The sequence below is a fragment of the Flavivirga amylovorans genome (assembly GCF_030540875.1).
GTDB classification, from domain to species: domain Bacteria; phylum Bacteroidota; class Bacteroidia; order Flavobacteriales; family Flavobacteriaceae; genus Flavivirga; species Flavivirga amylovorans.
This window is the reverse complement of the sequence record NZ_JAUOEM010000005.1, coordinates 156,016-176,151: the sequence shown is the minus strand read 5'-3', so window position 1 is coordinate 176,151 and position 20,136 is coordinate 156,016. Positions and strand designations below refer to the sequence as shown.

Annotated in this window: 22 protein-coding genes and 1 tRNA gene; 15 read left to right on the top strand and 8 right to left on the bottom strand. The window is 31.8% G+C overall.

Features of this window, described 5'->3' with window-relative positions:
- Nucleotides 1-86 precede the first annotated feature (86 nt).
- Genes Q4Q39_RS14950 through Q4Q39_RS14940 form a run of 3 tightly spaced genes read left to right on the top strand, consistent with a single transcriptional unit; the run spans nt 87 to nt 2,711 of the window.
- On the top strand, nt 87-1,178 hold the full coding sequence (locus tag Q4Q39_RS14950) for a heparan-alpha-glucosaminide N-acetyltransferase domain-containing protein (RefSeq protein ID WP_303283359.1): 1,092 nt from the start codon (nt 87-89) through the stop codon (nt 1,176-1,178).
- A gap of 1 nt (nt 1,179) precedes the next feature.
- A complete protein-coding gene (locus Q4Q39_RS14945; protein WP_303283358.1) occupies nt 1,180-1,554 on the top strand; it encodes a TfoX/Sxy family protein in 375 nt (124 codons plus the stop codon).
- A gap of 41 nt (nt 1,555-1,595) precedes the next feature.
- Nucleotides 1,596-2,711: a serine hydrolase domain-containing protein gene (locus tag Q4Q39_RS14940; protein WP_303283357.1), complete on the top strand. Its 1,116-nt coding sequence runs from the start codon at nt 1,596-1,598 to the stop codon at nt 2,709-2,711.
- Nucleotides 2,712-2,801: 90 nt separating this feature from the next.
- Here the strand turns inward: Q4Q39_RS14940 and Q4Q39_RS14935 are convergent, their stop codons facing one another.
- Nucleotides 2,802-3,749, bottom strand: a complete 948-nt coding sequence (locus Q4Q39_RS14935; protein WP_303283356.1) for a phosphoribosylaminoimidazolesuccinocarboxamide synthase — start codon at nt 3,747-3,749, stop codon at nt 2,802-2,804.
- Between the two features lie 213 nt (nt 3,750-3,962).
- Complete coding sequence (locus tag Q4Q39_RS14930; RefSeq protein WP_303283355.1) at nt 3,963-4,916, bottom strand: PhoH family protein; 954 nt, start codon at nt 4,914-4,916, stop codon at nt 3,963-3,965.
- Nucleotides 4,917-5,059: 143 nt separating this feature from the next.
- Here Q4Q39_RS14930 and Q4Q39_RS14925 point away from each other — a divergent pair, with 143 nt between their 5' ends.
- The 7 genes from Q4Q39_RS14925 to dnaN all read left to right on the top strand — a co-directional run bounded on the left by Q4Q39_RS14925 (nt 5,060) and on the right by dnaN (nt 10,973).
- Complete coding sequence (locus tag Q4Q39_RS14925) at nt 5,060-5,896, top strand: SAM hydrolase/SAM-dependent halogenase family protein (protein ID WP_303283354.1); 837 nt, start codon at nt 5,060-5,062, stop codon at nt 5,894-5,896.
- Between the two features lie 3 nt (nt 5,897-5,899).
- Entirely contained in the window at nt 5,900-6,196 is a 297-nt protein-coding gene (locus Q4Q39_RS14920; RefSeq protein ID WP_303283353.1) for a putative quinol monooxygenase, read from the top strand.
- Between the two features lie 2 nt (nt 6,197-6,198).
- A complete protein-coding gene (locus Q4Q39_RS14915; RefSeq protein ID WP_303283352.1) occupies nt 6,199-6,744 on the top strand; it encodes an isochorismatase family protein in 546 nt (181 codons plus the stop codon).
- Nucleotides 6,745-6,906: 162 nt separating this feature from the next.
- Nucleotides 6,907-7,626, top strand: coding sequence for a gliding motility-associated ABC transporter permease subunit GldF (gene gldF, locus Q4Q39_RS14910; protein ID WP_303283351.1), 720 nt, complete (start codon nt 6,907-6,909; stop codon nt 7,624-7,626).
- Nucleotides 7,623-8,108 (top strand): hypothetical protein, encoded by a 486-nt coding sequence (locus Q4Q39_RS14905; RefSeq protein ID WP_303283350.1) that lies wholly within the window; start codon nt 7,623-7,625, stop codon nt 8,106-8,108. The genes gldF and Q4Q39_RS14905 overlap by 4 nt, the downstream gene beginning before the upstream one ends.
- Nucleotides 8,101-9,768, top strand: a complete 1,668-nt coding sequence (gene gldG / locus Q4Q39_RS14900; RefSeq protein WP_303283349.1) for a gliding motility-associated ABC transporter substrate-binding protein GldG — start codon at nt 8,101-8,103, stop codon at nt 9,766-9,768. Before Q4Q39_RS14905 ends, gldG begins: the two co-directional genes overlap by 8 nt.
- A gap of 86 nt (nt 9,769-9,854) precedes the next feature.
- Nucleotides 9,855-10,973 (top strand): DNA polymerase III subunit beta, encoded by a 1,119-nt coding sequence (gene dnaN / locus Q4Q39_RS14895; RefSeq protein WP_303283348.1) that lies wholly within the window; start codon nt 9,855-9,857, stop codon nt 10,971-10,973.
- 253 nt (nt 10,974-11,226) lie between these two features.
- On the opposite strand, the gene Q4Q39_RS14890 is transcribed toward dnaN, so the two are convergent.
- From Q4Q39_RS14890 to Q4Q39_RS14880, 3 genes are all read right to left on the bottom strand, one after another.
- A complete protein-coding gene (locus Q4Q39_RS14890) occupies nt 11,227-11,565 on the bottom strand; it encodes a DUF4870 domain-containing protein (protein ID WP_303283576.1) in 339 nt (112 codons plus the stop codon).
- Nucleotides 11,566-11,778: 213 nt separating this feature from the next.
- Nucleotides 11,779-12,240 carry a c-type cytochrome gene (locus Q4Q39_RS14885; protein ID WP_303283347.1) on the bottom strand — a complete coding sequence of 154 codons (462 nt, stop codon included), beginning with the start codon at nt 12,238-12,240 and terminating at the stop codon, nt 11,779-11,781.
- Between the two features lie 15 nt (nt 12,241-12,255).
- Nucleotides 12,256-13,095: a universal stress protein gene (locus Q4Q39_RS14880; RefSeq protein WP_303283346.1), complete on the bottom strand. Its 840-nt coding sequence runs from the start codon at nt 13,093-13,095 to the stop codon at nt 12,256-12,258.
- A 274-nt stretch (nt 13,096-13,369) separates the two neighbouring features.
- On the opposite strand from Q4Q39_RS14880, the gene Q4Q39_RS14875 reads away from it, so the two are divergent.
- The 3 genes from Q4Q39_RS14875 (at nt 13,370) to Q4Q39_RS14865 (ending at nt 15,975) form a co-directional block, all read left to right on the top strand.
- The gene (locus Q4Q39_RS14875) at nt 13,370-13,654 is read left to right on the top strand and encodes an FUSC family protein (RefSeq protein ID WP_303283344.1); all 285 of its coding nucleotides are present in this window, start codon (nt 13,370-13,372) and stop codon (nt 13,652-13,654) included.
- A 194-nt stretch (nt 13,655-13,848) separates the two neighbouring features.
- Complete coding sequence (locus Q4Q39_RS14870) at nt 13,849-14,901, top strand: M28 family peptidase (RefSeq protein WP_303283343.1); 1,053 nt, start codon at nt 13,849-13,851, stop codon at nt 14,899-14,901.
- A 63-nt stretch (nt 14,902-14,964) separates the two neighbouring features.
- Nucleotides 14,965-15,975: a M28 family metallopeptidase gene (locus Q4Q39_RS14865; protein WP_303283342.1), complete on the top strand. Its 1,011-nt coding sequence runs from the start codon at nt 14,965-14,967 to the stop codon at nt 15,973-15,975.
- 69 nt (nt 15,976-16,044) lie between these two features.
- Here Q4Q39_RS14865 and Q4Q39_RS14860 read toward each other — a convergent pair.
- The 3 genes from Q4Q39_RS14860 to Q4Q39_RS14850 form a co-directional block, all read right to left on the bottom strand.
- Nucleotides 16,045-16,120 (bottom strand) — tRNA-His (locus Q4Q39_RS14860).
- A gap of 115 nt (nt 16,121-16,235) precedes the next feature.
- Nucleotides 16,236-16,952, bottom strand: coding sequence for a bacillithiol biosynthesis deacetylase BshB1 (gene bshB1 / locus Q4Q39_RS14855; RefSeq protein WP_303283341.1), 717 nt, complete (start codon nt 16,950-16,952; stop codon nt 16,236-16,238).
- 33 nt (nt 16,953-16,985) lie between these two features.
- A complete protein-coding gene (locus Q4Q39_RS14850; RefSeq protein ID WP_303283340.1) occupies nt 16,986-17,780 on the bottom strand; it encodes a cation efflux transmembrane domain-containing protein in 795 nt (264 codons plus the stop codon).
- 259 nt (nt 17,781-18,039) lie between these two features.
- On the opposite strand from Q4Q39_RS14850, the gene Q4Q39_RS14845 reads away from it, so the two are divergent.
- Nucleotides 18,040-19,869, top strand: coding sequence for an SLC13 family permease (locus tag Q4Q39_RS14845; protein WP_303283339.1), 1,830 nt, complete (start codon nt 18,040-18,042; stop codon nt 19,867-19,869).
- 43 nt (nt 19,870-19,912) lie between these two features.
- Nucleotides 19,913-20,071, top strand: coding sequence for a hypothetical protein (locus Q4Q39_RS14840; RefSeq protein ID WP_303283338.1), 159 nt, complete (start codon nt 19,913-19,915; stop codon nt 20,069-20,071).
- The last annotated feature ends 65 nt before the right edge of the window (nt 20,072-20,136 follow it).

Below are 20,136 nucleotides of genomic sequence, written 5' to 3'. Positions count from 1 at the left end.
GATGCACTAAATTATAAATATATTAGTTTAGTAATATTAAGGTTAAGATAATAGAAGTATATTTATCATAACCAATTCAATTCATTTTGCAATCTAATCGTTTGTACTTTATAGATGCTGTTAGAGCATTTGCTATATTAATGATGCTACAAGGGCATTTTATTGATACATTAATCGACCCTATTTATAGAGATTCCACGAATATAGTTTATAACATCTGGTCGTATCTTAGAGGTATTACTGCTCCTACTTTTTTCACTATTTCTGGGTTAGTTTTTACATACCTGTTATTACGTGCACACTCTAAAAATGATGATCAGCCAAGAATTAAAAAAGGTTTTTTTAGAGGCCTTTTGCTTATTGGAATTGGTTATAGCCTTCGCATTAATTTAGTAAGCTGGCTTAGTGGTTATTTTAGTTCTTACTTTTTTGTGATTGATGTATTACAATGTATTGGTTTATCACTTATTATTTTAGTGTCCCTACATATCTTATTTAAGCATTATAGCTACCTATTTTCAACGATTCTTTTCGCAGTAGGCTGCCTTTGTTTTATTTCCGAACCGTTATACAGAGATTTGGTTATAAGCAACTTACCACTCCCTATTGCAAATTATATGACTAAAATTAATGGATCTGTTTTTACCATTTTACCTTGGTTTGGTTATTCCGCTTTTGGAGCTTTCATAGCTACTGTTTTTTTTAGACATGCACACAGAAATCGCTTTAAACTATGCTCCGTAATCACATTCTTTATAGTAGGGTATTTTCTTATTAACTATTCGTCATGGTTTCTACTAGAACTGCATGGTATTACCAATATTGAGTTATTAAAATTAAGCGCCAGTTACAATTATTTGTTCACACGTTTAGGAAATGTATTCATACTATTTGGTTTATTCTATGCCTTTGAGCGCTTTTTAAAACAATCTATAATTGCTAAAATAGGAGAAAAAACCTTATCCATTTATGTGATTCATTTTATCATTTTATTTGGAAGTTTTACAAGCTACGGACTGAAACGTTTTTTAAATCAGACGTTAAACCCAACCGAAGCTATTATCGGTGCCATCCTGTTTGCAATTGTAGTCTGTTTTATATCATTTCATTATGCAAAAACAAATACATTTGTATACAATATGAATCGAAAATTAATTAATCGCTTTAAAAATCAATAATATGGCTTATGATGAATACTTAGCCGACAGAATACGGCAGCAATTAAAAGAAAAACGAACTTACTTTACAGAACTTAAGATGATGGGAGGTTTATGTTTTAAAGTAGACAATAAAATGCTTTGTGGTATTCATATTGATAAAAAATACGGAGACAGTTTATTAATGGCACGTATTGGAGAATCTGTTTATGAAGCTGAACTTGAAAAACCGGCATGCTTGCCTATGGATTTTACCGGACGTCCTATGAAAGGTTATATTTTTGTAACACCAGATGGTTTTGATACCGATGATGATTTATCGTATTGGTTAGATTTATGTATCCATTTTAATCCATTAGCAAAAGCAAGTAAATCGAAAAAAAAGAAAGCTAAATAATTCTTTTACGACAAAGTTTTTTATCTATACCAATTCAATTTATGAAACTTCTATTTAAGCTTTCAATACTTATAATTCCATTTTTGATTGGAATAAAAGGTACTGGCCAAAACATTAAAAACGCGACATATGCTTCGGCTATATTCAAAGCACATCGTATTATAGATTCACTTCAACAAAAACAGAACATCCCTGGGATTGATATCGCTATTTCTATTGATGGGGATATTGTGTGGTCTGAAGGATTTGGATTTGCTGATATTGAGCTTCAGGTACCTGTCACTTCTGGAGAAACGCTTTTTAGAATTGGTAGTGTATCAAAACCACTAACAGCTGCTGCTCTTGGTAAGTTGATTGAAAATGGAAAACTAAATTTAGATTCAACCATACAAACCTATGTAACATATTTTCCTCAAAAAAAACATCCCATTACAGTTAGACAAATTGCAGGGCATATTGCTGGCATAAGGCACTATAGAAACTCAGAATATACTTCGGCAAAAAAATACAATACCGTTAAATCGGGTCTGGATATTTTTAAAAATGATTCTTTATTATTTAAACCTGGAACTAAGTATTCTTATTCTTCATATGGCTTTAATTTACTTAGTGCTGCTGTTGAGGGAGCAAGTGGTCTTTCTTTTTTAGACTTTATGAAACAGGAGGTCTTCTCTAAACTAAATATGAATGATACATATGCTGATAAAAACGAAGATATTATTAGAAACAGAGCGTCATTTTATCAAATTGACGCATCAAACACTATTAAAAATGCAAGCTATGTAGATAACAGTTATAAATGGGCTGGAGGCGGTTTTATTTCTACAACTCACGATTTAATAAAATTTGGAAATGCGATGATTAAAAAAGAGTTTCTTTCAGAAAAAACTATAAAAGAGCTTACAAAATCTCAAAAGTTATTTTACGGAAAAAAGACTGGTTATGGTATAGGTTGGGGTGTTATTAAAAGAAAAAAATTAAAAGGTTTCGGACATGATGGCGGCTCGGTTGGTGGTATTACAAAGTTTGAAATTTTCCCAAAGGAAAAGTTAGTTATTATTGCTTTATCCAACTCTTCTAATGTTAATTATGGCAAAACCATTGAACGTATTGTTGCTATTTTTGTAGAAGCTAAGAATGATTCTGCACCCAATTAATAGACCCACAAAAAAAGCCCTAGATAAACTAAGGTTCTTTTTTATACATTTTATATATCCCGATAACATCAAACATTCAAACAAAAAACATTATCCTAAATACCCCAAAACATTAGCATCAATACGTTCCTGAATATTAGAAACATCTGCCTTCACAAAAGCTTCACCAGTAATATTCTCGTAAAGCTCAATGTAACGCTCACTAACAGATTCAATATAATCATCACTCATAAAAGGCACAGTTTGCCCTTCTAATCCCTGAAAATTATTTTCTATCAGCCATTGGCGTACAAACTCTTTAGAAAGTTGTTTTTGGCTTTCACCTTTATCCTGACGTTCTTGATAGCCATCCGCATAAAAATAACGTGAGGAATCTGGTGTGTGTATTTCGTCAATCAATACAATTTGTCCGTCTTTAGTTTTACCAAACTCATATTTAGTATCTACTAAAATAAGGCCTCTAGACGCCGCAATCTCACTTCCGCGTTGGAATAATTTACGCGTATAATCTTCTAACACTACATAATCGGCTTCCGAAACAATACCACGCTTTAAAATATCTTCGCGTGAGATATCCTCATCATGGTCACCCATTTCTGCTTTAGTAGCAGGTGTAATAATAGGCTCTGGAAATTTATCATTTTCCTTCATGCCTTCTGGCATAGGGACACCACAAAGCATACGTCTACCTGCTTTATACTCGCGTGCCGCATGACCAGACATATACCCACGAATAACCATTTCTACCTTAAAAGGATCACATAAATGTCCCACGGCCACATTAGGATCAGGCGTAGCAGTTAACCAATTAGGCACTAAATCTTTAGTCGCATCCATCATTTTAGTAGCGATCTGATTTAAAATCTGTCCTTTGTAAGGAATTCCTTTTGGCATCACCACATCAAACGCAGAAAGTCTGTCGGTTGCAATCATGACCAGTTCATCATCATTAATATTATATACTTCTCTTACTTTTCCTTTGTAAACACTCTTTTGCCCTGGAAAATTGAAATTGGTGTCTATTATTGTATTACTCATGTATGCTGTTTAATGTTTATGAGTTGATTTATTATGTCAGTTCGGGTGATTCCTATTTGAAATCGGGATTACCGAGAACTTTTGTTTTTAGGTTTCTGCCAAAATAAGAGTGACAAAATTACTTTACTTTTTTGATGAGACACTTCGACAAGCTCAGTGTGACATCCTGTTTGTATTTTTATTACGTATACAACTAGAACACTGAATACTGATTTAAGATCTATTCTCAATCCCTTCGTATGCCTCAATAACCTTTTTAACCAGTTTATGACGAATTACATCTTTATCATCTAAAAATATCATACCCACACCGTCTACATTCTTCAAAATTAAAAGGGCTTCTTTTAAACCAGAAATGGTACGACGTGGTAAATCTATTTGTCCAGGATCACCTGTTAATAAAAACTTAGCGTTCTTCCCCATACGGGTTAAAAACATTTTCATTTGCGCATGTGTTGTATTTTGCCCTTCATCTAAAATCACAAAAGCATTATCCAACGTACGACCACGCATAAACGCCAATGGTGCTATTTGAATCGTTCCATTTTCTATATAATGCGCCAGTTTTTCAGGAGCAATCATATCACGCAATGCATCATACAAAGGTTGCATGTATGGATCTAATTTCTCCTTTAAATCACCAGGTAAAAACCCTAAATTCTCCCCTGCTTCTACTGCTGGACGTGTTAAAATAATACGCTTAACTTCTTTGTTTTTTAAAGCCTGAACCGCTAATGCAACACCTGTATAGGTTTTACCTGTTCCCGCAGGACCTATAGCAAAAACCATATCGTTTTTACGCATAAGCTCGACCATTTTACGTTGGTTTGCAGTTTGTGCTTTAATAAGCTTACCGCCAACACCATGCACGATAACTTCGCCACTTTGTTTTGAAGTTGTATAGTCATCACTGCTCTGGCTTGTTAAAACACGTTCAATAACATTCTCATCAAGCTTGTTATATTTTGCGAAATGTTTTAAAAGCATGGTGATTCTACGATCAAATTCTTCTAATAATTCTTCGTCTCCAAAGGCTTTTATTTTGTTACCTCTTGCGACTATTTTGAGTTTAGGAAAGTACTTTTTAAGAAGTGCAATATTGGCGTTTTGAGCTCCAAAAAACTCTTTTGGAGTAATTTCTTCAAGTTCGATTATAATTTCATTCAAAGGCGTGAGTTTAATTTTTTATCTCATCAGATTTAAATCAAAATAATATTTAATCGATGAAATGATTTCATTAGTTTTGTTAAATCTCAAAAATACATAAATTTGGGTGACCAAACGCTAAAAACATATCAACAATTTTGCCAATGGCGATAATAACATTAACTACTGATTTTGGTGAAAAAGATCACTTTGCTGGTGCAACTAAAGGAGCCATTTACAGCGAACTTCATGATGTTAAAATTGTTGATATCTCTCATTCTATCTCACCTTTTAGTATTCCGGAAGCAGCTTATATCATTAAAAATGCATACAGTAGTTTTCCTAAAGGCACCATACATATTATAGGAATTGATTCTGAGATAAACCCAGAAAATAAACATATTGCTGTTAAGCTAGATGATCATTTTTTCATCTGTGCCAATAATGGTATCATGAGTATGATTTGTGCTGAAATTGCACCCGAAAAAATTGTAGAAATCAATATTCACGACAAAATACAAACCAGCTTTCCTGTTTTAGATGTGTTTGTAAAAGCGGCCTGTCATATTGCACGTGGAGGTACTTTAGAGGTTATAGGTAAAACTATTAAAGAAATAAAACCGATTAAAAATATTGTGCCTTACGTGAATGACGATAAAACACAAATTATTGGTAGTGTTATTTATATTGATAACTATGGCAATGTTATTACCAATATTAAAAGAAACTTCTTTGAAACGATACAGAAAGGACGTGCTTTCGAAATTTCGGCAAGAAATAATAAGTTTAAAACTATTTTTGATAAATACAGTGATTTTGTAAACTTTGATATAGAAGAAAACAAACGAAATGATGAAGGCAGAGGGCTAGTCGTTTTTAACTCTGGTGATTTTTTAGAAATTGCCGTTTACAAAAGTAATAGCGGCACGGTAGGCAGTGCATCAACACTTATGGGACTTGGCTTAATGGATGCTATTAGTGTTAACTTTTTAAAAGATTAAATTATGTTTGTGAGAATTGTAAAAATGGGGTTTTACGAGCAAAACATCAAAACTTTTCTTGCTAATTTTGAAGCTAATAAAGAAAAAATAAGACATTTTGAAGGCTGTCAATTTTTAGAACTTTATAGAGATAAAAATGATCCAACTATATTTTTCACCTACAGTTATTGGGACACGGAAGATGATTTAGAAAATTACAGACAATCTGATGTCTTTAAAAACGTTTGGTCTAAAACCAAACCTTTATTTAATATACCTCCTATGGCATGGAGCGTTGATAAATTAGAAACTTTAAATTAGTAATGAGTACAAAAGCACTTCTGGTAATCGATATGCAAAAGGGATCCTTTACTCCAGAAACGCCGCGACATGACGCATCTGGTGTAGTAAACAGAATAAACACTTTAGCAGACAGGTTTAGAACTTCTGGAAATCATATTTTTTATATTCAGCATGATGGCAGTAAGCATCATGAGTTTATACCTAATACAGAGGCATGGGAAATAGTGTCTGAATTACAAATATCTAAGGATGATATACTAATAAGTAAATATGCAAATGATGTATTTTATAATTCAAATCTAAAATCTGAATTAGATGCTCATAACATTAATGAATTATACATTACAGGTTGTGCTACCGATTTTTGTGTAGAAGCTACCATACAATCTGCTTTAGCTAAAGATTATAATATTACAGTTGTAAAAGATGGTCATACAACAGGAAACAGACCACACCTAAGTGCGGAAAAGGTCATTGAACATTATAATTGGGTTTGGCAAAATATGATTCCAACTAAAGGCACTATTAAAGTAGATCCTTTTGAAGCTATATTGAGTTCTTTTTAAAATTTTAATATATAATTAAAACGTTATTGTGAGACAAATTGATAAATTTGTTATTGAGATCTTTCGAATAAAAAAATAAAATTACATAGATTAGCGCGTCTCTTTAAACGCTTTTGAGCAACAACTATAAAGTGACTTGTTACGATGCACAAAATAAAATAAATGCTAGCAATACTTAAAAAAGAAATCAACTCATTTTTCGCATCACCCATTGGCTATTTAGTTATTGCCATTTTTTTAGTCTTAAATGGATTATTCTTATGGTTATTTAAAGGTGAGTTTAATATTCTGGATTATGGCTTTGCGGATTTATCACCTTTCTTTTTATTGGCGCCCTGGATTTTAATATTCCTAATTCCTGCGGTAACTATGCGTAGTTTTTCTGATGAAAAAAAGCAAGGCACTCTGGAACTTTTACTTACAAAGCCAATATCTCATTTAAATATCATTTTAGGAAAATATTTAGGGGCTTTCATTTTAATTTTAATAGCACTTTTACCAACCTTACTTTATGTGTATACCGTTTACCAACTAGGAAACCCAATGGGCAACTTAGATGTAGGTAGTACACTAGGCTCCTATTTTGGCTTATTATTTCTAGTTGCAGCTTATACTGCTATAGGTGTATATGCATCTTCTCTATCAGACAATCAAATCGTGTCGTTTATTATAGCGGTATTTATTTGCTTTCTATTTTATATAGGTTTTGAAGGCATAGCAGATTTTGTCTCCAGTAGTTTTATAGAACAATTAGGAATGAGCATACATTTTAAAAGCATGAGCCGTGGTGTGTTAGATACACGCAATATTTTATACTTTTTAAGTGTGACCGTCTTCTTTTTAATGCTAACCAAAATAAATATCAACAGAGAAAAGAAATGATTTTAACCCCCTTATTTGTTATTTTCTTAATACTTGTTTTTGCACTGGTTTGGTTATTTGCAAACACAATAGACAAACGTAAATGGGTTAGTTTACTAATAAGTTTGGTATTAACACCGCTTGTTTATTTTTATATATTTTACCCAGTACTAAACATTTTTAGTAGTTACCACCATCAAAAGCATTTTGATACAGAACTATGGAAAGACAAACCCGCATTACGCTATGAAATGTCTCAAGAAATACTCGATAAAAACTTGTTTCTTCATAAAACTAAAGAAGACGTAGAAACGCTTTTAGGAAAAAGTGAATGGTTTGGTTGGAATGATAGTTTAAAAAAAGAGTCGTCGGATAAATGGAATTACAATCTAGGTATTAAACCAGGCGCTTTCAATAATATGCAAGAATGTATAGAACTCGATTTTAAGAACAATACCGTTGTAAATATCAGACACTATCAATTAGAAAAAACCTTTGAATAAAAACATTAAACATATAGCGATACTTTTAGTTGCAATCATTGTAATTAACATTTTTGGTAGTAAAATTTTCAAACGCTTTGATTTAACTTCAGATAATCGTTATACCTTAAGTGAATCTGCTATAAATATCATAAATGATATAGAATCACCTATTATAGTAGATATCTTTTTAAGTGGAGACGATTTCCCTTCGGAATTTAGACGTCTTCAAAAAGAAACCAAACAATTACTTGAAGAGTTTTCAGCCGAAAACAGTCATATTATTTTTAATTTTATTAATCCGTTAGAAGACGAATCTACAAGAGAACGCAACATACAACAACTTACACAACGTGGATTAACTCCCATGCAATTAAGCGTACAAGAAAGCGGAAAAGCGACACAGGCAGTAATCTTCCCATGGGCTTTGGCCAGTTACAACGATCAAACGGTTATTATTCCTTTAATAAAAAATAAAATAGGAGCTTCTCAACAAGAGTTAGTTACTAATTCTGTACAGCATTTAGAATATGCTTTCTCAGACGGATTTAACAAACTAATAAGCCCTAAACGCAGAAAAATTGCTATTCTAAAAGGTAATGATCAATTAGAAGATAAATACATTGCTGACTTCGTTAAAAAACTCGGAGAGTATTATCTTATTGCTCCCTTTACCTTAGATAGTGTTGGTAGTAATCCACAAAAAACACTTAAGGATATCAAGGCTTACGATTTAATCATTTCTGCAAAACCCACCGAAGCTTTTACAGAAAAAGAAAAACTGGTTTTGGATCAATTTACCATGAATGGTGGTAAAAGTTTATGGCTTATCGATGCTGTAACCATGGAAAAAGATAGCTTGTATAATAATACAGGTAAAAACGTTGCAGTGGCCAGAGATTTAAATTTAACCGACTTCTTTTTTAAATACGGAGTTCGTGTGAATCCTGTTATAGTCAGTACACTTTACTCTGCGCCTATTACCTTGGCTATGGGAGAAGGTAGCGAATCGCAATTTCAGCATTTACGTTGGCCTTATTCACCATTAGCGAACTCAAATAGTAAGCATCCCATTGTTAATAATTTGAATTTAGTCAAATTCGATTTTGCAAACCAAATTGATACACTTAAAAACGATATTCATAAAACGATTCTTTTAGAAACGGCGCCTTTAAGCAAACTAGAGGGAACGCCGAGAGAAATAAGTTTAAATTTAGTGACTCAAGAACCAGATCCTACATTTTTTAATAAAGGAAATCAAACATTAGCCGTTTTATTAGAAGGTGAATTTAAGTCTCTTTATAGCAATCGTATAAAAGCTTTTAAACTTTCAGAAGAAAAAAATAAAAGCATCCCTACTAAAATAATTGTTATTGCGGATGGCAATATTATTAAAAATGACGTTATAAAAAATAGACCGCAAGAATTAGGTTTTGATCGTTGGACGGGAAAAACCTACGGTAATAAAGAATTCTTACTCAACGCTGTAAATTATTTGCTAGATGATGATGGACTTATAAACATTCGTTCTAAAGAAATTGCTATCGCGTTCCTAAGTCAACAAAAAATAGCAGCGCAAAAAACCAAATGGCGACTTATAAACATCGCATTACCACTACTATTACTAACCTTATTTGGTTTAGGTTTTAATTACTTCAGAAAGAAAAAATACGCTTCTTAAATGTTAATAAGTTTGTTTCCAATTTTAGTCAGTATCCAATATATTTGTAAGTAACTTTATTTAAAATTTAAACTCATTGTAAATACATGAAATTTATAGTATCCAGTACCTATTTATTAAAACAATTACAAGTTTTAGGGGGTGTTATTAATAGCTCTAATACCTTACCTATTTTAGATAATTTTTTATTTGAATTAGACCATACTAAATTGACAGTTTCGGCAAGTGACTTAGAAACCACTATGGCATCGTCTCTTGATGTAGAAAGCGATAGCAAAGGTAGTGTTGCTATTCCTGCTCGTTTGTTATTAGATACTTTAAAAACATTTCCTGAACAACCTCTAACGTTTGTTGTAGAAGATAATAATACGATTGAAATTAGCTCAAATCATGGAAAATATGCTTTAGCTTATGCAGATGGCAATGAGTTTCCTAAAGCCGTCTCTCTTGAAGATCCAAGTAAAACAGTTGTTACTGGAGATGTGTTAGCCACAGCGATTAGCAAAACTATTTTTGCAGCTGGAAATGACGATTTACGCCCAGTTATGAGCGGTGTATTTTTTCAATTCTCAACAGAAGGTTTAACTTTTGTTGCTACAGATGCACATAAATTGGTAAAATATACACGAGAAGATATTAAAGCAAACCAAGTTGCAGAATTCATCATGCCTAAAAAACCTCTAAATCTTTTAAAAGGTATTTTGGCTGCTAGCGAAGATGATGTCACTATAGAATATAACGAATCGAATGCTAAGTTTACATTTGAAAACTCTGAATTGATTTGCCGTTTAATCGATGGTAAATACCCAAATTATGAAGCTGTTATACCAAAAGAAAATCCTAATAAATTAGTTATTGACAGAACACAATTTTTAAATTCTGTAAGACGTGTTAGTATCTTTTCAAATAAAACAACACATCAAATACGTTTAAAAATTGCTGGTGCAGAGCTTAATATTTCTGCAGAAGATATAGACTACAGCAATAAAGCGGAAGAACGTTTAACTTGCGATTACCAAGGAGACGATATGCAAATTGGTTTCAACTCACGTTTTTTAACTGAGATGCTTAATAATCTTGGATCTGACGAAGTACAATTAGAAATGAGTATGCCAAATAGGGCTGGTATCTTAACTCCTATAGATGGGCTTGATGAAGGTGAACAAGTCACCATGCTCGTAATGCCTGTGATGCTAAATTCATAAACAATTCCTGCGAAGGCAGGAATCTCATCAAAGAGATATAAAGACTTTATTTATTATAAATAAATTTAATAGGCTATCAAAATATTTTGATAGCCTATTTTTAATTCAGAAGATTCCTGCCTTCGCAGGAATGTAAAACGCCCACCAACAAGTGAGCGTTTTATTTATCTCATACTAATAATAAACTAACTAATAAAGATCTAGAGATAAACTTATTTTGAAATAACGATATTGTTATTTATGTCATCTAATTTTAATTTACAAATTTAAAAGACAAAGGATATATTGGCACCTCTCCCTTACTGGCTTTAATAGCATTTATAATAGGAAATATTATAGAAATAACACCTAAAATCACAAAGCCTAATAAACCTAAACCAAATAGTAATATTAAAGGAATACATATTAGGAAATAAACAATTAAACTTAACTGAAAGTTTATAATGTTTTTACCGTGCTCGTCCATTTGATACACTTTTTCTTTTTGTGTAAGCCATAATATAAGTGGCAACAATAAACTACCAAAACCTGTAACTAAGGTTATTAACTGACTTAAATGGGTAATGACTAAAAGTTGATTATCTTGTCTCATCATTGTGATTTGTTTTTTTTTTTGATTGATACTTATATGACGTGACATTTCATAATTTGTTACAGTTTAACAAAAAACTATTCTAAATAATTAATCTCTGTTACAATTATTAGCAGCTATACCCTAATCCAAAAAAAGAGCTTAACAGCATTTTGTGTTAAACTCTTTTTATACAATGATATGGAAATTGATTATTCTATAATCAAGCATCATTTATCGTTTCATATTCCTTCTCATTTGTTTATAATGTTCTTCAAACCACTCAGGTTGTTCAATATCATTATCAAACATATAGTCACCAATTTGCTCAATAACGTCTTCTGGATAAGGTAGCTTTTGCATGACTCCAAATCGCTTTACAGCTCCAAACATTTTTGCATCTTTCTCATTTGGATTCTTAATCCAATCTTGCATATCTTTTATGAATTCATCTTTTGAGGTGTCTTTAAAAATATAGCGTTTTTTAATGGCTATCATAGGAGGTCCTAATCTTTCTTCCTCACCTGTAGAGGCATCATGGCATAAATAACAATGCGTTTCCATAAGTTTTTTTCCAGGATGCTCTTGGAGTGGCTTATTATAAGATTCGGTTAAAGTTCTATTATTTTCATCTTTAGAGTTTTTGCAACTTGTAAGCATAAAAATGAATACGATAAAAAGGACTGATACTTTCATTTTACATATTTTAAGTTAATTATTTTTCATTACCAGAAAGGGGACATCGATACTAAATGCAAAAGTTTCAACTAAATGTTTATTAAATAAGCGTTCTAAAAAAGAATGTTTCTCACCAATCATACATAGCATTTTTATATCATTCCTAACAATATATTTGTGCACAACATGATACATATCTTTAGCTTTTATATCTATATAATCATGAATAAGATTCGTGAAAAGTGCATTAAAAAAATCAACGTTCTTGTTTTGCTTTTGTGCTATATGATTTTCATCTGCAACATGCAGAACATGTAATTTGGAATCATACAAGCTTACTAAATCGGTAAGGGCTATTAGACGAGTAGCATCAAATGAAGTCAAATTATTAGTAGTAAAAACTACTTTATTTAAGTTAGAAAAGGTGCAATTATCTGGGATTGCAAGTACTGGTAAATTACATCGTTGTATAACCCGAACTGTATTGCTTCCAAAAATCACTTTTTGCAATCCAGTAGCTCCTTTGGTTCCCATAATTATTAGATCGACTTGATTTTTATTAGAAACCTGATTGATAGAATCTATAAAATTATCATAATCAACCATTGAGTAAAAACGGTGTTTATCATTCTTATAACGTTTCTTCAATTTAGAAATAATGTTTGATAAGGACTTTTTAGCGGCATCAATTATCGTATTATAAATAGTTGTTGTAGATGTAACCGCCATCATGTCATCAGAAATAAAGGATGATGCCTTTTGTACATTAAGCAAATAAAATTTACACTCTATATCCTTAAACAATTCTACAGCAAAATCAATAGAATTTATAGAGTTCTTAGAAAAATCTGTGGGTAACAATATAGTTTTCATTGAAGTATAAAAATAGGATTGTAAGTAAATATAGTTTCTAAATCAAAAAAAAACTATGACAAATGTCAGTTGAAATCTATTACTTACAAAAAATGAAAATATTCAAAAAAACAAATAAATATTTCACTTTCGGCATAATTAATGATAAGACAAACTCATAAATATGCTATTTTTGATTTTTTGTATTAATTATCTCTCATCCCTCACAAAATAATACAGGTAATCATAGCGAAAATTAAATCAGTACCAGATTTAAAGAACAAAAAAAATATACATGAAAATAATCTTTGTTTTTTTGGCAACTTTAGCTTCTATTCTAGCAATAATGCTATTAGGGCTTCTAATCTATAATTTAGAAATCGTATCTAGTGTTGCTGGATTAACGTTTGGGTTATTAGCATTTTATCTATCAAAAAAAAATGGTAAAACTAAAAAGATAGTCCAATTCGCATTCATATTTACTATTGTAGTATTAGTAATAACTGCCTATAAATCTATTTTCGCTAAAAATGACATAGTTAACCCCAAAACATTACAAATAACCAGAAACGGGTTTTAACGAAAACTAGACAGAATAACTTATAAATTTGGAAATTGGTAATGCAGATTTAATATTAATTGGTAAGTAATTTCTCCTAGTTTTATATATATTTGTACCTTAAAGCTTAGAACAAAACTATCACACCAAAAGTTTTCCGACCCCTTGAAAATGATTTGACTGTAAAGTTGCGTATAAAATCGGACTAAAAACGCATGAAAACCCTTTATATACTATCAGCATTCGTACTTATTGGTACATGCTCAACCCCAAAATATACCGCAAGAATCCAAAATCTCAAGGATAGTATTCTGTTAGTAGATAGTGCTAACGTAGTTAATTACGCTAATACCATTACTGTTAAAGAATTAAAAACGCACTTATATAAATTTTCTTCGGATGAATTTGAAGGTCGAAAAGTTGGTGAAAAAGGTCAAAAATTAGCTTCAGAATTCCTAAAATCATATTATAAAAATGAGAATATAGCGTCTCCTTTTGGAGGGGACAATTATTATCAAGTTATTCCTAAAGGCTTTTTTTCGGAAGGCATAAAGAGTTCTGAAAATGTTTTGGCATATATTGAAGGCAGTGAATATCCAGAAGACATTATTATTATTTCTGCTCATCTTGATCATCTCGGTATTACCGATGATGGGCAAATAAATCATGGTGCAGATGATGATGGCTCAGGCACCGTAGCTATTATGGAAATGGCACAAGCTTTTAAACTAGCAAAAAAAGATGGTCATGGTCCAAAACGAAGCATCTTGTTTTTACATTTAACTGCAGAAGAAATAGGGAAACAAGGCTCTGAATTTTATACGCAACACCCTGTTTTTCCTTTAGAAAACACAATAACTAACCTAAACATTGACATGATAGGGAGGGTTGACGAGATACATCAAAATAATAAAGACTATATATATTTAATAGGCTCAGATAGATTAAGTAAAGAACTTCACTATATATCCGAAAAAGTAAATAATTCTTATTTTAATATAGATATAGATTACAGATATAATATTGAAGGTGAAGGACATCAATACTACTCACGTTCTGACCACTATAATTTTGCATTAAAAGGCATACCTGTTATTTTTTATTTTAATGGAGAGCATAGTGATTATCATGAACCAACAGACACTCCAGACAAAATAGACTACGACTTATTACAAAGACGAACAAAACTAATATTTGCAACTGCATGGCAAATTGCCAATCAAAAACATCGTATCGTTGTAGATGAATACAACGAACTGTTAAATTAGACTGAAAAGTTGTTATTCTATTAATTCATTTTTGTAATATCGTAGCAAATATATTTTTATAAAATGAAAAAATTAGCAATTCTTCTATGTGCTACACTATCCACAGTCGCATGTATTACTTCTCAAAATAAGAAAGCTTCAAAAAATGCTGATGCGGTAAAAGACTTTGCAAAAACTATTACTGCTGCCGAATTAAAAGAAGCACTTTATATATACGCTTCAGATGAGTTTGAAGGCAGAAAAACGGGGGAACCTGGACAAAAGAAAGCGATTGAGTTTATTAAAAACCACTATGTATCAACAGGTATTGCTTCTCCTATTGCAGAAGGTGATTATTTTCAAGAAATCCCCGCAGATTATTTTACTAGGAGTATAAAGGCTTCAGAAAATGTTTTAGCCTATATAAAAGGGACTGAAAAACCAGACGAAGTCGTTATAATTTCTGCACATTTAGATCATATTGGTATTTCTGGTAATGGCGATATAAACAATGGTGCAGATGATGATGGATCTGGTACTGTTGCCATTTTAGAAATTGCTGAAGCTTTTAAAGCTGCTTCAGATAAAGGTTACGGCCCAAAACGTTCCATATTATTTTTACATGTTACGGGTGAAGAAATAGGCTTATTTGGTTCTAGATATTACACAGATGAAGATCCTGTTTTTCCCTTAGCAAATACAGTTGCAAATTTAAATATAGATATGATTGGTCGCGTAGATCAAAAACATAAAGACAACAGAAACTATTTATATTTAATAGGATCGGATAAATTAAGCAAAGAATTACATAATATTTCTGAAGCAGTAAACAAGGAATATGTTAATATAACCTTTGATTACACATATAATGATGATAACGACCCCAATCGTTTTTATTACCGTTCCGATCATTACAATTTTGCCAAAAATAATATTCCTGTTATTTTCTATTTTAACGGTACACATGCCGATTATCATAGACCTACAGATACTCCAGACAAAATACAATACGATTTATTAGAAACCCGAGCGCGCCTAATTTTTCACACAGCTTGGGAAATAGCTAATAGAGCTGAACGTGTAAAAGTGGATTGAGCTACATATAAGGAAGAAAGCAAATAAAACAAAAAAAGCCTTTCAATTTCTTGAAAGGCTTTTGCTTTTGGGTGGAAGACCGGATTCGAACCGGCGACCCTTGGTACCACAAACCAATGCTCTAACCAACTGAGCTACAACCACCATGTAACTTGCATTTTGTAATGCGTGTGCAAATGTAATTGATTTAAACTTTATCTACAAAGACTTTTTTTAATATTTTTTATTGAATCCAAAAATAAAATTGCTGGAAATTATAACTATTTAATATCGAACAAACTATCAACCGCAACATGTCTCTCAACAGTAAAACCTTCAGCATATTCAACACCTACAAGCCTACCTAAGTCTCTAGCTCTATAAACAATACTATCTGTAAAATTCTTACTAGAAATAGGCGTTTCTGGTTCTTGACTACTACTATCATAAAACTGCGTTTTATAAGCTAGTACAGAAGCCATTTTTGTATCTACAAACTCCGATATATCAACAGCTAAATCTGGTTTTAAGTTTTTCCATTGTATATAATGGTATACTTGCTTAGGTCTCCATGGACTTTGAACTTCTTCCCCATCATTGGTTTCTATTTTAATTAATCCACTTAAAAAACAAGCATCACTAACCAATTTACTTCCTTTTCCATGATCTATATGTCTATCATCAACAGCATTACAAAGCACAATGTCCGGCTGGTATTTACGAATCATTTTAATAATTTCTAATTGATGCTTTTTATCATTCACAAAAAAACCATCTGCAAACCTCATATTAACACGAAAATCAACACCAAGTATTTTGGCCGCATCATCAGCTTCAATATCTCTTGTTTCTGCAGTCCCTCGTGTTCCTAATTCTCCTCTAGTTAAATCTATGATCCCTACTTTCTTTCCATTGGCTATTTCTTTTGCTATGGTACCGCCACACCCTAATTCCACATCATCAGGGTGTGCTCCAATGGCAAGAATATCTATTTTCATAACACTATCTTATTAGTCTATTATTCGTATTTTTTATTTACTAAGTTTTAAAATTCTAAAAGCACCTTGAATTACTAAAACAAAAACAATCATTCCTATTATTAAATCTGGCTTGTTTGAATTTAGCCAAGTTACTAAAACTCCAGCTATAATAACTCCTAAGTTAATAATCACATCATTTGATGTAAAAATCATACTAGCTTGTATATGGGCTTCTTCTTTATTTTTATTTTTTTGTAGCACATATAAACAAATTCCATTAGCTATAAGTGCAAAAATAGAAACAATTATCATAGTTGAGAAATCAGGTAATACGGCTTTACTAAAAAACCGTCTTAAAACTTCAACAAAACCGATAAGCGCTAATATAATTTGAAAATAGCCTGCTAGTTTTGCAATTCGCTTTTTCATAATAAATGTACTCCCAACTGCAAATAGGCTCATACCATAAACAAAACTATCTGCGAGCATATCTAAACTGTCTGCTACAAGTCCCATTGATTTAGAAATTAAACCTGTAATCATTTCTATAATAAAAAAGAAAAAATTAATACCCAATACAATCCAAAGCAGTTTTCTTTGATTAATATCTTCTTTAAAATCTGTTTGATTAGTTTGTTTTGTACTTCTTTTTGTCCCTCCTAAATTCAGTTCATCTATAGATTTCTCAATAGTATCTATGTCTCCTGTATGAAACACAAAAAGTTTTCGGTTTGGAATATCAAATTCTAAATTCTTAACAGATTTTATGCCCTCTAATTTCATCCGAATTAAATTTTCTTCAGAAGGGCAATCCATTTTAGATATCTTAAATTCTGTTTTCTCCACCTATTTTGTTAATTATTTTCTATCTCTAAACCTATATTCAATAAATATATAAGAAATCATTAAAAACTAATTATTACTCATACGTTTTCGTATTCATTTTTGATACTTAATGGTACAAAATTTTCATAATTCCCCAAAAATAACACACTTGGAAAAAGCATGACTTTAATCATACTTATTAGTACCAACCAACTGTAATTTTACCCTATAATTAATACACACTAAAACTAATAAACAATTACATAATATGATCTATTTAATGCTCGTCATTTTAGTTATTACCATTGGTCTCTTTGTTTGGGGAAAGTTTACACCAGACATAGTTGCTCTTATGTCTATGATAGGTTTATTCTTAACAGGAATTTTAACTCCAACAGAAACGCTGAGTGGATTTAGCAATCCAACAGTTATTATGATTGCTGCTCTTTTCATTATTGGTGAAGGCATTGCTCAAACAGGATGGACTGCTTTAGCTGGTAAGAAATTTGTAGAATGGGCTGGAAAAAGTGTTCCTAAACTACTGGTTATTGTAACACTAGGCGCTGGTGTGCTATCTGGTTTTGTAAGTAATACTGGCACAGTAGCCACCTTAATGCCTCTTACAATATCATCTGCTTGGAGTATCGGTACACTACCATCAAAAATGTTAATGCCCGTTGCTTTTGGTTCTAACACTGGTGGCTTGCTAACCTTAACAGGTACACCTCCTAATATTATTGCTAGTAATGCTTTAATAGATGCTGGCTTTGAAGGATTCTCGTTTTTTGAATTTGCTTTAATAGGGGTTCCATTATTAATAGTGGCATTAATTTATTTCAGGTACATAGGATATAAACTGTTACCAAAAAACAAAACAAACAATAAACCTGTAAACATTGAATCTACCTTACATAATTGGATAGGGGCTTATAAAATTGATGAGGGGTATTATAGATTACGTATAAGATCTCTATCTCCATTAATTAATACAAAGATTGAAGATTGGCAGTTTGAAAAAAATTATAATGTCTCAATTATTCGATTAAAAAGAAGGCATCCAAATGTTTTAAAAGGCATCCCTCAGTTTGAAGAATTTCCTAGTCCAAATACAGAACTATACTATCATGATATAATTACTGTAAAAGGAGATACAGAAGCGATTAATAAACTTATGATCTCATTTAGGTTAGGTTTACTACCTCTGGAACCCATTACAGATGAGTTAAAACATAACTTAATTAATCAGGAGGTTGGTATGACCGAAGTTATTGTAAACCCTAATTCTATTTTAGTTGGTAGGAAGTACAAATTAGGAGACTACTTTAAACGTTACGGTATTCAGCTTTTAGCAGCATCAAGAAATAACAAACCGTTAAAAGAAAAAGAAATTATAGTAAAAGCGGGTGACGCTTTTTTAATACGAGGTACCTGGGAGGATATCGATGATTTAAAAAAGCAACATGAAAATCTGGTTATTATTGGTAGTCCTGAAGGTATGGCCAAAAATGTAGAAAGCCTGAGTTCTAAATCTTACATCGCTTTAGGAGCTTTAATACTCATGATTATATTTATGGTCTTTAAAATTGTACCTGGATCTATTGCAGCGTTAATATCTGCTGGGATTGTCTTGCTTACAGGTTGTGTTCCTATTTCCAAAGCTTATAAAGGGATTAGTTGGACCAGTGTTGTTATGATTGCGGCAATGATTCCTATGGGCGTTGCGCTACAAAAAACGGGGACTGCCCAAGTTATTGCTAATGGTCTGGTAAATTATTTAGGATCTATTCACCCCGTATTATTATTAGGTGGCGTATTCCTACTAACAACAACATTTAGTCAAGTGATCAATAACTCAGCAACAGCAGTTTTAATGGCTCCCATAGCCATTCTTGCTGCAAACTCATTAAACCTGTCTCCTGCTCCGTTTATGATTGTAGTTGCCATAAGTGCATCAACAGCTTTCTTAACACCAATAGGCACAACAACAAATGCCATGGTAATGACCGCTGGTGGATATAAATTCATGAATTATCTAAAAGTAGGAGCGCCTTTACTGCTCATGTTTTTTATTATAACACTCATATTAGTCCCTATAATATGGCCCTTTTAAAATTTAAAAGACACTATTAATAGTAACCTTAAAACTGAAAATAATGAAAGATTCAACAACAATTACAGATACAGTTTTAGAACAATTATTTGTTATACCTACTATTAATACTGGAAAAATTGAAGGTCAAACTTCAAGTCAGATTATTGAGGGTAGCCCATTAACAGATGAAAATCATCACTTATACGAACACCTTCAATAGATTTTCTTATTTAACTAAAAGGAGTTCATTTTGAGCTCCTTTTACATTACTAGATTCTAATAAAT